At 58.5% G+C, this 14648-nt stretch carries 10 protein-coding genes, 1 tRNA gene and 1 pseudogene; 2 read left to right on the top strand and 10 right to left on the bottom strand.

What is annotated here, in order from left to right; all coding sequences use genetic code 11:
* Positions 1-142: 142 nt before the first annotated feature.
* Positions 143-643: a hypothetical protein gene (locus MB818_RS01775; protein WP_238903685.1), complete on the top strand. Its 501-nt coding sequence runs from the start codon at positions 143-145 to the stop codon at positions 641-643.
* A 1282-nt stretch (positions 644-1925) separates the two neighbouring features.
* Here MB818_RS01775 and MB818_RS01770 read toward each other — a convergent pair.
* Positions 1926-2624, bottom strand: coding sequence for a dimethylsulfonioproprionate lyase family protein (locus MB818_RS01770; RefSeq protein WP_238903683.1), 699 nt, complete (start codon positions 2622-2624; stop codon positions 1926-1928).
* 166 nt (positions 2625-2790) lie between these two features.
* Here MB818_RS01770 and MB818_RS01765 point away from each other — a divergent pair, with 166 nt between their 5' ends.
* Positions 2791-3717, top strand: coding sequence for a LysR substrate-binding domain-containing protein (locus MB818_RS01765; RefSeq protein WP_238903681.1), 927 nt, complete (start codon positions 2791-2793; stop codon positions 3715-3717).
* Positions 3718-3733: 16 nt separating this feature from the next.
* Here MB818_RS01765 and MB818_RS01760 read toward each other — a convergent pair whose 3' ends face one another.
* The 9 genes and pseudogenes from MB818_RS01760 to MB818_RS01720 form a co-directional block, all read right to left on the bottom strand.
* On the bottom strand, positions 3734-4735 hold the full coding sequence (locus MB818_RS01760) for a sterol desaturase family protein (RefSeq protein ID WP_238903679.1): 1002 nt from the start codon (positions 4733-4735) through the stop codon (positions 3734-3736).
* Positions 4736-4747: 12 nt separating this feature from the next.
* Positions 4748-6415, bottom strand: coding sequence for an ABC transporter substrate-binding protein (locus MB818_RS01755; RefSeq protein WP_234163005.1), 1668 nt, complete (start codon positions 6413-6415; stop codon positions 4748-4750).
* A gap of 584 nt (positions 6416-6999) precedes the next feature.
* Positions 7000-7767: a 7-alpha-hydroxysteroid dehydrogenase gene (gene hdhA / locus MB818_RS01750; protein ID WP_238903677.1), complete on the bottom strand. Its 768-nt coding sequence runs from the start codon at positions 7765-7767 to the stop codon at positions 7000-7002.
* 18 nt (positions 7768-7785) lie between these two features.
* The gene (locus MB818_RS01745) at positions 7786-8295 is read right to left on the bottom strand and encodes a hypothetical protein (RefSeq protein ID WP_238903676.1); all 510 of its coding nucleotides are present in this window, start codon (positions 8293-8295) and stop codon (positions 7786-7788) included.
* A 64-nt stretch (positions 8296-8359) separates the two neighbouring features.
* Positions 8360-9655, bottom strand: coding sequence for a serine hydrolase domain-containing protein (locus MB818_RS01740; RefSeq protein WP_238903674.1), 1296 nt, complete (start codon positions 9653-9655; stop codon positions 8360-8362).
* A 277-nt stretch (positions 9656-9932) separates the two neighbouring features.
* A pseudogene (locus MB818_RS01735) lies at positions 9933-10529 on the bottom strand (type IIL restriction-modification enzyme MmeI); the annotation flags it as partial.
* A gap of 853 nt (positions 10530-11382) precedes the next feature.
* Positions 11383-11472, bottom strand: a tRNA-Ser gene (locus tag MB818_RS01730).
* Between the two features lie 58 nt (positions 11473-11530).
* Entirely contained in the window at positions 11531-12253 is a 723-nt protein-coding gene (locus tag MB818_RS01725; RefSeq protein WP_238903670.1) for an alanyl-tRNA editing protein, read from the bottom strand.
* Positions 12243-14648 (bottom strand): DUF3772 domain-containing protein, encoded by a 2406-nt coding sequence (locus MB818_RS01720; RefSeq protein ID WP_238904004.1) that lies wholly within the window; start codon positions 14646-14648, stop codon positions 12243-12245. Before MB818_RS01720 ends, MB818_RS01725 begins: the two co-directional genes overlap by 11 nt.

Below are 14648 nucleotides of genomic sequence, written 5' to 3'. Positions count from 1 at the left end.
GGGACCGCATCTGGAAATGCAGCGGAAAATTGCGGGGTTCGCTGTCCCGCAAGGGCGGCAACGACCGAAAGTGCGCCGCGTGCGCGACGTACAGGCGGCGTTCCGGTCTGTAGAAGAAATCAACATACGAAAAGGAGTCGATATGACCCAAACTCCCGCCATGCCTAACGCGCAAAAAGCCAAGCCCACGTTTTTTGTTTTCGCTGGGTGGCTTCCGTCCCTCTCGCAATTCTATGGGCTGGAATATCCTGGCAAGGCGCGTGTGTCCCTGTCGGGCATACACCAATACCTGTCCGCTAACCCCGAACGAATTGCGCAGCTAATTCACCTCACCTACCGTGATCGCAACGGCCAAACAGTCGAGCGTTTCATTGTCGGTTACCGCACCATCGATGGTCAAGATCCCGATCAGTGGGTCGCGGAAATCTATGAAATCAGCCAGGCTGCAAATCAGCGTGGTCAGGTGGCCCAGGGTTGGAACAAGGTGCTCGGCAGCGTTTTGCGCGAAAACACGTTCCTGTTGAATCTTTTGCGGAAAGAAGCCAAGCGGCGTCCCGAAGCCGCACAAGCCTTACGTTCTCTCGTGCTGACAGACGACACACGCCTTTCAGTTGCAACGCGGCAGGTATTTCGGCCCCTCTAACAGATCATCGTCATTAGGCCGTCAGAGGTATATACAACGCCGCTGGCGGCCTATCACACCAAAGTGAACTCTACCAAGGCAAGCCACCGTTTGCACAACTCGGCGTCTTGCGGCCGTGCAAGGTGGTCCCGCAAGGTTCTCAGCACGGACAACTGTTTTTCCTCACCCTTCATGACGTCCATGATTGGTTCCAGGACGGCAGCATTCTCCCGGTAAACCGTCATCAAGTCCGTGAACTCGTCCGCGTCCGCAGGCTGAGTCCGGGGGCGTCCGGGCCGAGCATAGCCCTTCCCTCGCCGGGCCTTGGGCGCTTTGGTTCTGTCCGGTAATTGGCGTCTAGACAGACCCACCGCTGATCCAACGTGCACTGTCCAAGTCCGTGGAGACCTGTCGGGCTTTGTGTTGCGTCCAGACGCCCCATCTGGACGTGGACCCGCGTCCGCGACACGCCTGGGCAAGTCGTGGTGCAGCGCTTTGCGCCATGCGTCCAGATTTTGCCGGTCAATCTGCGTCCGGCGATAGCGCCAGCGCAACCAATCGGCAACGGCTGGGGGTAACCCATCCACGTCCACCCCGCCCAAAGCTTCGCGAAAGGCATCCTCCTGTTCTCCCAGATTAATCGTACAACCTGGCAGCCAGGGGTTCTTCTTCCACTTGTCGCCAAGTCGATTGGCGGCTCTGCGTGCTTCGGCACGGTTCCATTCCGCCGCGCTGACGCTGCCCGCCTCAAAGCGGCGCTTCTGACGATCACGATAGGCCCGCGCTGCGTGCGGCCCGCAATGGCTCAGGCAACGGCCTTTTGGGCTTTCCTTGATCGGTGGGTTCGGACAAGCGGCACCTGTACGCAAGCGCGCGCCGCATACCCGTAAACCCGGCGTTCCGATCCGGTGCGCCATTGCGACTTGGCGAAAACCGTACTCGTGTTCGGCTGAAAAGAAGGACATGGTGGATGACGATCGAAGCACCAGCAGTCATGGGGTGTAATAATATAACACTCTGTGGGCGCCATAATCAATCACATCGACAACTTCCAGCTTCGCAATGGACAGCAATTTCGAACCCATAGGCGCCCTTCGGGAGAGGCACAGCAGCAGTCATCATGGGCGGACACCGGCTATTCTCTGCAACCGCGAGAAACCCGAGTCGAAACGGCGTAAACTGCCGTTCAGTCCGGGCTTCAAGACCATCTTCTGAACCGGACCTTCGCTGCGCCGGTTTCGAGCGTCTCACATGCGGACATTGCCGCCATACACCAACTCCAAGTCAATGTCCGATCGTCGTGTCAAAACTTGTTCCGGCACAAGCTTTCTTCGATATCTGTCCAGTCCGGAAACGGAACGACCCGGCAAATGGAATCGATGTTTTCCAACCAGACGAAAACCGACAGAAAGGGGTGGTCATATGCGCGTGTGGCATGGGGTTCGCCGGGCGCATTCCATATGATCGATCCGGCCTCGTAGTCTTGCCACCCTTTGGACGACAACCTCCATCCCGAGCGAGGGGACAGGTTCACGTAAAGCTCGGGTGCATCATGGGCATGATCGCGGTATAGCGTTCGTGGCCCTAGCATGAAAAGGCCAAGACAGAAGTCTTGCGCTTCAAACCCACATGCGTTCGGCCCGATAAGCAGGCTGTGCAAGTTGCAATTGCGATACCCGTCGCCAAGATCGGCATTCGGCGCGTAGAATTGTGCGTTGTCTTCGCGCCAGGCCAGATCGCGTCGGGCGCGTTTGAGGCAGCTGGCAATGTCACGCAAGTCCGGCGCGGTGATTTCTTCAATCGCTTCGGTCAGAATAGTAGCATGACGCGTGTCACGCGGTGGGACATCCACGGAGGCCCTCAATGACAGGTCCATGGCCCGCATCTTTTCCAACGCCTGATCTATGCCCGTTGCACAGGCACGATTGGCCTCGAAAAACTGCATGATCGCGTGCACGAGCGCATGGATTCGCATAGATTTTTCTGTGTTCGTACCAGACATGGATGATCCTGATGAGCCGGATTTTCCGGCCGTTTTTCTTCAGACAGATTGACCGCCCGGCCTCGCGTTGAGTAGTGAAATGAATTGTTTCACCGGCAAAAGATATTTACCGTTTGCTGCGGGGTTTTTCGGCTGACCCCGCGCTTCACTCTGAAGGGAAGAACACTTGGCTACGCGCATACCCACCCTGACGTCTCTTCGTGCTTTTGAAGCGGTTGCGCGTTTCAGGAGCTTTCGAAAGGCGGCCGACGAGTTGCATGTCACCCACGCCGCCGTCAGCCATCAGATCAAAACACTGGAACAGACTGTCGGCATCCAGCTTTTCGTTAGAAACAGCCGATCGGTGGAACTCACTCCGGCAGGGGCGCAATACTATCCGTCGATCCGCGAACATATCCAGGGCATCATGGACGCAACGCAGCGCCTGCAAGCGCCCGACGAAGCGAATGTTCTGCGTGTGCAGTCCTATAACAGCTTCAATACGATGTGGCTGCAGCCCAGGCTTGCCGATTTCCTGCAGGACAATCCGACGATCAGGGTTCGCATCATCTCGTCGTTCGAGGACGGAAATTATGACATTCATCGCTTTGATGTGGGGGTGTTCAACGCGCCGCCCTTTGATCCTAGGTATGACTATCGGTTCCTGTTTGAAACCGACATATTCCCGGTTTGCGCGCCGGGTTGGGCGGTGACACAAGAAGGTTCTGCTGATCTGGCCTTGTTGGAAACTGCCGACCTTCTGTCTGTCCCAAACACAGGGAATGTGGCTGATTGGGATTGCTGGCTGCGCCACGTCGGTCTGAACCCAGAAACCATGACCTACGGGTCCGTCTTCGATCACTATCCTCTGGTCCGAGAAGCGGTGTTAAATGGCAAAGGCATTGGCATCGCGCGCGCGCCCTTCGTTGATCGTGATCTGGCCAGCGGTCGCCTGCTTAAACCCTTCGCGCAGACTGTGCCCGAACCATTGCCGTGGTTTGTCGCAACGAAGAAGGAAGGCAAACCCAATCCAAGCGTTACTCTTTTCGTGGACTGGTTGGTTGCAGAGATGGGGGCCGACCCCACCGTCAGAAGCACACAGACCTCTGCCTGAAAGGCAAACATCACACCTATTTCATGTGCATACGTCTCTTGGTTTCGCGCACACGTTCCGTCGCTTCCGGACTGCCGTCGTGGAAGCTGCCGAACCAGTTGTCCCAGGGCATTTCCGGGCCGCCGTAATTGCATTCGAAATACCGGTGATGCAGTTGGTGATGGAACGACCCGATCTTCAGGTGGGCCTTGTCCCCCAGCACCAGGTTTTCAAACCCGGCATGCGACGTGGCAGAAGCAAGCGCCAACGAAAATCCGACGAAGAGGAAGTGGATCGGATGCGCGGGCAGAACCAGGAAGATCAGCAGCAGAGACATGTAGCCGACATGCTCGATCGGGTGCATGGAAAAGCCAGACCACGGGGCCACTGAAACACTGCGGTGATGCACCGAATGCACGCGCTTGTAGACCCATGGGATGTGCAGTGCGCGGTGCAACCAGTAGAAATGGAAGGACTGTACAACAGGCAACAACAGGAACAAGGCAAAGAACCAGATCGGATTGCTTTGCAGAGTGATCATCGGTGCCCAGCCATTGGCATAGCCCATCCAAACAATGGCATCATAAAACGTCCAGACGGTCACACCAGATAGAAGCGCGTAGGTGACATTGTCCCAATATTGATCGTTCCAAAGGAAAATCCGCGCATTCTTGGCCAGCCCGCGCCGATCAAACTTGTAATCTTCGCCCTGCTTCTTCCACCCATAGAGCCACAGGTGCAGCCCTTGAGCAAAGAGGGTCATCAGGATCAGATTGCGCGCCCAAAGCTGCAACACCCATCCCCAGCTTAAGCGTTGCATCTGTTCCAACGGTGGCACCAGCCACGCCCAGATGGCCCAAGCCATCAGAGAATAGATCAGGTATTCGGTGATCGGCAGCCAGTTGGTTGCAAACCACCGCAGCGTTGCCAGCGGCCTTGGCGGCCAGGAAAACAACGGTGAGACCGCGACAGGTAGGTCCGGATGCCAGTTCCATTCCTTGCTTGGGCCTGCTTTCAGCTGCACATCCCTGACCGACATGCGCGTTCCCCCTTATCCGTCCAACCAGATCTTATCTATGTGAATTTCAAAGGTCGGGTGCATGCCCATTCCTTTCACGTGCGGACGGTTGTGATTGTAGAGCGAGCGCCAATACGGCTGTGTCACGACACCTTCTTCAAGCATGATGGCCTCAAGTCTGGCCATGATGTCCCGGCGCTTGTCTGCATCCGGGGTGGCCAGCGCTTCCGCCAGAAGATTGTCGAACTCGGCATTGTCAAACCCCGTTTCATTCCATGCCTCGCCGGACCGATAAGCCAGCGCCAGGATCTGAACACCCAGCGGACGCATGTTCCAGTTGGTCGAGCTGAACGGGAACTTTGCCCAATCATTCCAGAAGGATGCGCCGGGGATGACGGTGCGTTTGACCTTGATGCCCGCATCGCGCAGTTGGGCCGCCATGGCATCGGTTGTGTTCTTGCGCCAGTCATCGTCGATCGAGATCAGGTCGTGCTCATAGTCTTCCATCCCGGCCTCTTTCAGAAGGACCATGGCACCCGCCGGATCATGGGGAAGCCGATCCACTTTGGCATACTCGGGATGAATCGGGCAGACATGATGGTTCTGCGCCGTAATGCCCAAACCGTTGACGCCCAGTTCAAGCAAGACGTTGTTGTCCACGGCCATGGACAACGCCCGCCGCACGCGCGCATCGGCATAGGGTTTTTGACCATTCACTTCGGTGAACTGATTGGTCCGCAGGACAATGGTTGCAGCCGTCACCGCTTCGTTCTGCACCAGGTCCAGCCCGGTCAGCACGTCAACAAACTCACCGCTGGATTCATAGTTGGCGTCGATCTCCTCGGCTTCATAAGACGCGACAATGATTGTCGGGTCGGTACCGACATCGACATATTCGATCCGGTCGAGATAGGCTCCATTGCCTTCATTCCACCATGTGTGCCCCTCTTTGCGGACCAGAACGGCTTTCACGCCCGCTTCATGGCTTTCCAAAGTGTAGGGTCCCGTGCCCATCGGCGCCAGGAACGGATCCGCGCTCCCCGCACTTGGATGTACGACAGCCGCCGGATAATCTGCCATACCGGCGATCAGCGTGATATCCGGGTTGGGTAGGTTCAGACGCACGGTCATGTCATCGACTACCTCGATAGTACCGTCCGCAGCCTTCCCGGTCTCGGCGTCGATCAAAGTGCCGAACCGACCGGCCATCGAGTTGCCCTCAACATCCTTCTCGCACCACCGGGCAATGTTGTAAGCGACGTGTTCAGCCGTCAGCGCATCGCCGTTGTGCCAAGTCACGCCGGGGCGCACATTCAGGATGTAGGTCTTTGCGTCCTCGCTGATTTCCCAGCTTTCCAGCAACATCGGTTCGAACGTGAATGCATGCGTGTAACGCACCAGATATTCCAACCAACCCCGGCTGATGTTGGCTTGCGGGCTATCATCGTAAGACCGAGGGTCTTTCCCTGCCCGTACAACCATCCCGATCCGAATTGTACCTCCGATTTTGGGTGTTTCAGAGGCCAAAGCGGGCGCATTCATGCCCAGCATGGAATAGGCGGTCGCCGTTGTGGCCCCGAACGTCGTCGCCATGGCGAGAAACTCGCGGCGGCTGACATCGTCATTTTGCGGGCCTTGTGCCAAACCGGAGTTTTCGATGCTTGTTGGCAGCGTATCGCTGCCGGACTTGTAGAATTTCATGGTTTCCTCCCGTGATCTGTTACGATGGTAGGCCTTGAACAGAGCCCGGGAGAACTGAAAGTCGTTGGGCGATCATAAAGATTTTCTAACCAATGGTCGTTCCCAAATTTGAAAGATAGCGAACTTCACGAAAAGGCACTGCCGACATTTGTGTTCTGTGCAGCATCGGCAACTGTGGGCTCTGAGCCCGTATTCGCGGCGTTTGACATTAACGTCGCCTGCCGATGCGTGAATGTCTCGGGTGCGACGGGCAAGGCCAAAGATCAATGGCTTGGCGTTTGTGGCGAACGGCCGTTTTCCTGCAGCCTGAGCCAAAGTGCGTGCCACAGGCGCATTGGGCCGCTTCGAGCCCTTCCACGACGTTCATGATCTTTCGCAGAATCCGTAGCGTAGGGCGGTCTCCGGACATTCGCCGCTGTCGCGAGCCAAGCTTGGGCTTCATGATCAAAGCCGACTTTCAAAAGGTACCGATTCCGAGCTCGGCTCTGCATCGCCGCAAGGCGGCTCCGAGCCCGGAGCGGTCATTAACATAGCACGTAGCGCACCATCGCTGATTGTGGAACGTTGGCGAACAGACAGCGGCGTCAGTCGAGTTCCTGAACGCCTCCGCCCGACACCGTCAGGATCTGACCGCTGATCCAGGACGCGGCGGGAGAGCACAGGAAAAGCGCAGCCTTCGCGATGTCCGACGCCTGGCCAAGTCTCTTGATCGGCGTGTGAGCCAGCATCTTTTCTTCAACGTCGGGGGTCAGGACAGAGGCGAGCGCATCGGTGAGGATAGCGCCCGGTGCGATGGCGTTCACCCGGATCCCCTTCGCGCCGAGGTCAAAGGCGATATTTCGGGTCAAATGGCTGACGGCTGCCTTGGAGGACCCGTAAGATGCCATGCGCCTGTTCTTGTTCTCCGCAGACATGGATGAGATGTTGAGCACCGCACCGCCACCCACTCTTTCCATCAGAGGAACGGCCAGTTGGATCAAGCGGAAGGTCGAGAAAACGTTGATTTCGTAAGCCCAGCGGAAGTCTTCCATTGGCATGTCAAAAGGCTTGGGCCCACCACCGCCGGCATTGTTCACCAGAATGGTCAGACTCCCGAAGCTATCCTCCACGGTTCTGATCGCAGCTTTCAAATCTGTCTCTCTCGTCACATTGCAGGACACGCCTATCGCTTTGCCGCCGGCTTTAACAATGTCATTGGCCACAGCAACGGCCGTTTCCTTATTGAGATCGCTAACTACGACAGCGGCGCCGGCGCTCGCGAATGTCTCGGCGATGCCGCGTCCGATTCCCGCTCCGGCGCCAGTCACCAGAGCTACCTGGCCGTCTAGCCTGAAGTCTTTGCAATCGAACATCTATCTCTCCATTTGCCTTCAGTGGATCAAGTACTTGAGAACCGCCAAGCCCAGACCAATGGCTCCTGAGAAGAGGCTTCCGAGCACAGCCGCACTTGCCTTTCGGTCGATCACCCAGCCAGCTCGCCCCCCCAGAACGGCCAGCAGCAGAACAGCTGTTACTTGCGACAGCATGGAAGCCAGATCGGCAGAAAACCATCCAAGACCTGCTAATACAAAAAAGAGCGTGGGAAAGTTTGCCACTGCAAGCGTCGGTGCACTGTGGGTCCAGGCTTTGCGCCAGGAGAGCCTCGTGATCCGCTCTCCGGTATCCAAGGCATTTGCCATCAATTCTGCAAATGCCTTGGCAAGTGTAATGGCAAGGACCGATCCAAACAGTACGGCCGCAGTTTCAAATGGAGCTTGGGGATGATGACCAGCGGCAATCAAGATGCTGAGCACCATGATGGCACCATAGATGATCCCGAAGGCCGCCCGGTCGAGTCGTTGCCATCCGGTTGATTCCTGGTGGTCTTCGCTTTTGCTCATCGTCCAAGTCTCCTGCGGATTTGCCAGAGAAGCTAAAACCACTGTGGATAGCTAAGCATGAATCTCATTCTCGCTTCATCAGGAATTCCGCGACAGCTTGGTATGCGGGCAACGAGGTCGGGTCGATGAAACCGTTTTGCGCGCGCGGGTAAGAGGCGAGCCGCACCAGAACCATCTCGGCGGTAGGATCCACATAAATCGTCTGGCCGTGGACCCCGCGCGCGGCATAGGCGCCGTGGTCGTTGTGGAATACCCACCACTGGCTTGTATAGCTTCCAGGTCCGAACGTCGGGAATCCAGTGCCGAACTTGGACCGGTCACCGCCGGCGCGGATGTTTTCCACAACGTCTGCCGGAAACAGTCTCTCGTCGTTCAACTCGCCGCCGTTTAGCATCAGCTGACCGAGCCGCCCAAGGTCGCGAAGGCCGGCAGTGATACCGCCGCCTGCGAAGGGCACGCCCTTCCCGTCAACGGTCTGATAAGCGTCCTGTTCGACGCCCATGCGGCGCCAAAGCCGTTCGGCGGTAAGCTCGGTCACGGACTTTCCAGACACGCGGCTGATAATCCAGCCTAGCATGTCAGAGTTGATGGTCTTGTAGTGAAACTCCTCGCCATGTTTGCCCTCTGGTTCGACCTGCTGGAGATATTCCCAATAACCGTCTGGCCCTTCGTAGCCTTCAGGCTTGGGCAGCGGGCTTGCAGCGGCGGAGTAAAGCCATATGTCGGCATCGGGGTCCGAGTAATCCTCGGAATACTTGACGCCCGTGGTCATATCCATGACCTGTCGGACGGTGGCCGAGGCAAAGGCGCTGTCGCCGATTTCAGGGATGATATCTGCGACCCGCGCCGTATCATCGAGCGCCCCTTCCACTACCAAGATTTCGGCCAGAAGGCCGGTAAAGGACTTGGTCATCGACATGATGGCGTGCTTGCCGTCTTCTTCGAGACAGCCGAAGTAGCGTTCGTAAACGACCTTCCCCTTGTGCTGGATCAGAATGCCGTCGGTGTAGTTGGCGTAGAGTGACTCTTCCCAGGTCATCTCCTCATCGCTGTTCTGCGGCATGAAGGTAACCGCGTCGATCTCATGCCGGAGATCGGCGAACTGCGCGGGCGATGGATAGTTGAGCGGCACTGGAGCACCGATACCGCGGCTGATTTCTTCGGTGGGGAGGAATTCGCGAAGGTGACAGACCGACCAGCGCAGTTTCGGGAAGCTGAAATAATTGCTGTCGGGCTGGGTGACGAGCATGTCAGCCGGAGGCGGGAAACCCTGCATCCATCCCATCAGGGTGGGATCCGTTGCTTGCGCCGAAAACGGTTGCGGTTGCGCGTTCGCACCGGTTGGCGCACCGAGTGCCATGGCAACTCCCGTGACCAGGGCTATGAGATTAGAAGTTGATGTAAGCATTCGAAAAACCTCCCGACCAGCTTGGCGCGTCTCCATCGATGGAACCGTCTGCATCAACCCTGTGAAATGATGCAAAGTCACCAACGGTCAATATTGTGTTGCGATTGGCAACCTCCATGGAGACTTCTGTGCAACCCGTTTTGAAGTTCCTTAGAGCGTTGCAAGCCAGCCGCGAATGAAGATGCATTGAATGTCGTTAGTGTCCGCGTTCCCGTCATTGACGCTCGGGAAATGCTGCGCGGGACACGAACGACTGCAATGCTAAAGCGGCACTGCAGCATCGCGGGACCAGCCGCGCCATGAAATGGTTCATGTCGTGTCGGCGCGCGGCGGTGCCCCATTCGGGGTTATCCTTCAGGAGCTCGACATAGAGCCGGTTGAGGCGCCCCGTCGCCTTGATGTCAAATGCGCTCTCGCGGATTTGCTTGACCGTGCTGATCCCGGCAAGGGGCAGGAAGAACCCGAAGTGATCGGGAAAGTCTGCGTAAGCGCAAGCGATCGTCTCGCCGGTGGTCAGGTCTTCAGCCTCAAGATCGGTGCCGTCGGTGGCCAGAACAAACTTGGCCTTGGCCTTCGTGGTGGACCGGCTTGTCTTGAGTTGCGTCAGGGTACTCGTGACCGACCCCGCCTCACAGACCTTCAGATGGATATTGTTGGTCTGAAGTACGCCGCCCTGGTCGGACTTGTTTGAAGAGCCAGCGCGCAGACGTTTGATTGTGGTGGCCTTGTTGCCGAAGGCTTCAAGGAAGGCGAAGGGGAACTCGTCCGGATCGAATGGTTGCTCTGCCAATGCAGAGATCGCCTCTTCGATTTCAACAGCATTCATGCCCGTAACCTTTCTACCTTAGCGAATCTTAGTCCACTTGAACTAAACCTGCCAACAGGGTCGAGATCGTTTTCGATGGACCGTACTTTGGTCACAGGGCGTGCACAACTGGTCTGAAAAAGCGGTAGTTCTGTCCGGCGATCGCCACTCCGGCAGTTCTTGCAGACGAGAGCTTTCCTAACAAGCAGCCAACACGAGGAATCCTAGCCTTCTCTAGAAATCAATTTTGCTCCCCCTCGGGGGTATCTTCGGAGAGGAACCCGGGGGTGCTTTGTCCAGCGCCCGCAGGATCGTCAGCCTGCGTTCCGCTTCCACCTGTATCTCGGGCGGGTACGTCTCCGAAAGGAACGTCGTCAACCACGTCCTGATTATCAGCCTGCGGTGCGACGTGCTGGCGTCCGGCGGGATCGTTGGTGGTGGACCGGGTAAGAGCACTGCACGCCCTCTCTGCTGTTCGCGTTCAAAATGTGCGGGGAAGGCGTTGTTCGATCAAGGACGTAACAGATAGTTCATCGGGGATACTGTCACGCTTGGCAGTTCCCCGTGCTATGAACGCTGCCTCGTCTCGTTTGTCTGATCTGTCAAAAGTTCAGAAATGGCGCGTTTTGTTGGCGAGGGTTATAAACAAAATCCGGCGCTCGCCGGGTGAGGCCGGGGGGTGGGGGTCGGACGTGGCGCGGACGCGCAGCATATATCCCGGACCTCCCCGGCAGTGGCGCGTGCGACAATGTGTCAATAACTGCCCTCGCCCCCTGCCGGGGCTAACACCCCACACAAAAGGGGGCACGGAAGGGGGCACAACCTTCGACTCAAGGAAAGAATCCAATATTATCAATAATTTAGGCAGCAAAAGTGGCGGACAGTGAGGGATTCGAACCCTCGAGACGGTTCCCCGCCTACACACTTTCCAGGCGTGCGCCTTCGACCACTCGGCCAACTGTCCGTGACGGGGTGTTTCGACCATCGGGACAAGATTTGCAAGGGGGTTTTTCCCTTTATCGCTACCCATCCAGATGCAGATAGACGCGGCGGTTCTGGCGGCCTTTCTTTTCGATCTTACCCAGCCTTATCCTTCCGATTTCACCGGTGCGGGCCACATGGGTTCCTCCGCAGGGTTGCAGATCAACTTGATCGGCGCCCTGCCCGATCCGCACCAGCCGCACCCGGCCGCTGCCGCGCGGCGGCGAGACTGACATGGTCTTGACTAGGGCCGGATTGGCGTCCAGTTCCGCATCGGTGATCCAGTTTTCGGTCACCGACAAATCGCGGTCGATCAGTGTCTGCAACGCCTGTTCCAGCGCTGCCTTGTCCTCGGGCGCCTCGGGCATGTTGAAGTCGAGCCGCCCCTTGTCCGCCGCGATCGCACCACCCGAAACCTCGAGCGGGATCACCACCGACAGAAGATGCAGCGCGGTATGGACGCGCATATGGGCGTGGCGCCGCTCCCAGTCGAGTTCTTGTATCACCTCGCTGCCGGCCGGCGGCGGCATGGAACCCTCGGCCGGGATCACCGCGATGATGCCCTCGCCCGCCTTGATCGTGGAGACGACCGCCATCTCTCCCCCGCCCCAGCGGAGCAAGCCGCTATCGCCCGGCTGACCTCCGCCAGTCGCATAGAACAGCGAGCGGTCCAGGATCACGCCCCCCTCGTCGGTATGGCCGATCACCCGGGCCGGAGCCTGCCGCAGATAGGCATCCTGCAGGAAAAGCGGTTTAGTAGTCATCTGCAGCTCCTACATCCATGTCGCCCTCTGTCAGCGTGGCGGCCTCGCTCACTGTGGGGGGCGCGGCAGGTGGCGTGGCCTTGCCGTTCAGCACCTCGGGGTTGCGCAGCCAGACATCTCGCTGGGCAAAGGGTATCTCGATCCCCTCTTCCGCGAACCGGCGGTTGATCTCGTGGTTCATGTCGGATTTCACCGACAGCACCCAGTTCACATCTCGCAGTATGGCCCGGATCTCGAAATCGAGCGAATCCGCGCCAAAGCGCTGAAACACCACGTTGGGTGCGGGGTTGGCCAGCACCATCGGATGCGCCTCGGCAATCTCGCGCAGGATCGCCTCGACCTTGCGGGTATCGGTGCCATAGGCCACGCCCACCGGCACGATCACCCTGCCCACCGTATTGCCGCGGGTATAGTTGGTGACGCTGCCGCTGATCAGATCCGAGTTGGGGATGATCACATCGGTTCGGTCAAAGGTCTCGATCCGGGTTGAGCGTACCGAGATGTCACGGACATAGCCCATCTGCCCGTTCACATCGATCCAGTCGCCCTTGGAGATCGGGCGCTCGATCAGCAAGATGATGCCCGAGACGAAGTTGGACACGATGGTCTGAAGACCAAAACCGATCCCGACCGAGAGCGCACCAGCAACGATGGCCAGCGACGACAGGTCGAACCCGGCCATGGTGATCGCCAGCAGCGCCGCTAGGAAGATGCCGAGGTACCCTGTGCCGGCGACAATGGCATTCTGGCCGCCGGGGTCGAGCCGCGTCTTGGGCAGCAGCGAGTTGCGCAAGCCGCCCTGCAACAGCCGGGTCACTGTATAGCCGATGGCAAAGACCAGCGCAAAGGTCAGGAAATTCGACGGCGAAATGACCACGCCGCCGATATCGAACCCAATCATGATGCGCGACCAGATCTCGGTCAGCTCTGCCTCGCGCGCACCCCAATAAAGCGCCAGCAGCGGCAGCGCCAGGATTGCCAACAGGAAACCGAGGATCACGGAAAAGAGCGAATCCCCCGCCTCGTCGCCTTTGCGGGTCAGCCATCCATAGACATTGGTGAGAAATCGCTGGACGATCACCAGCGCCGCAATCAGCGCCAGTGTCTTGACCGCCGGATAGACCAGCGCCTCGGCGGCATTGTTGTAGCCGAACATCGCCAGTACCGGCGACGCGATGCCCAGCAGGTAGAGCGCGCGCCGCAGGAACTCGACCAGGCGGCTGAACCCCGCACCGCCACGCGCGGCCTCTGCGCCGTCCACCGTGCCGCCCTTGACCTGCCCCTGCGCACGCACCCGCTGAAGCCTGAGCAGCAGAAGCGCGGTCATCACGATTATCGGGAAACCGGTCACCGCGCGCGTGGCCTCGGGAATGTTCTCAAGCCGCTCGAACAGCACGATCAGGTCGTGCAGCACCAGCATCACGGCCAGAAGATCGACACACAGACGGGTTACCCGCACCTGCGACTGGCTGAGATAGCGAAAGCCGGTACCGGCATTGAACAGAAAGACCTGGCGGCCGATCCAGTTGAAATACAGGATCGCCGCCGCCCAATAAGGCACTTGCTCAAGTATCAGCGCTCCGCGCAAACCGGTGATGTCCATCATCTCAAGCGACTGGACCAGGAACATGACACCGACCCAGGGGATCAGGATCCTGAGCAGCGACACCACGAAGGACCAGACCCCGGTTCCGACCCCGCCCAGCGAGCGCAGGAAATCGCCCGCCTGTTCCGACCATCTGCGCCCGCGGGCAAGGAAAACCAGCCCCACGACGCTCAAGAGCAAGATGCCGGGGCCATTGCTTTTCAGCCGTTCGCGCACCACGTCCGAGCGCATGTTGAACGCGACCTCGTTGGCCAGCGCCGTCATCGCCTGTTTGATGTCCTTCCACGCGTCCGGCCAATATTCGGGATTGAGCGGCGACGGCCCGCGTTTGAGCAGTTCCTTGGTGTCGCGCGCCCGCACGATGCGGTCGATCTCGTTGATCAGGCCATTGGCACGGCTATAGGCCTCTTCCGAGATGATGCGCGGTACGGTCAGCTTGGCGAGCTGCTCGTTCAGATGGGTGCGCAGCCGGGCGATGTCCTCGGCCTCGCTCTCGCCGTCTCCGGGCTTGGGCCCCAGCGCCGCGATCTGTGCCTCGAGCGTCTTGATCCGGTCCGAATTCTCGCCCCGAACCCGGTTGAAGGTATCCCGGTAAGATCTTACCTCGGCGCGCAATTGCTCGAACGCGGCCTGCGACGCACGGTTGAGTTTGATAACCTCTTCCGCGCGCTCGGCGGTGCGTACCCATCGGTCGTAATAGGCACGACTCTCGTCGGTCAACTGGGCCGAGAGCGCGCTCGCCGTCAACAGCAGCAACGCGGTGAGCAAAGACCGCAACACCCGGCCCAT

This window comes from Ruegeria alba (assembly GCF_022321465.1).
GTDB lineage: Bacteria > Pseudomonadota > Alphaproteobacteria > Rhodobacterales > Rhodobacteraceae > Ruegeria_B > Ruegeria_B alba.
This window is presented reverse-complemented; position numbering and strand designations above follow the sequence as displayed.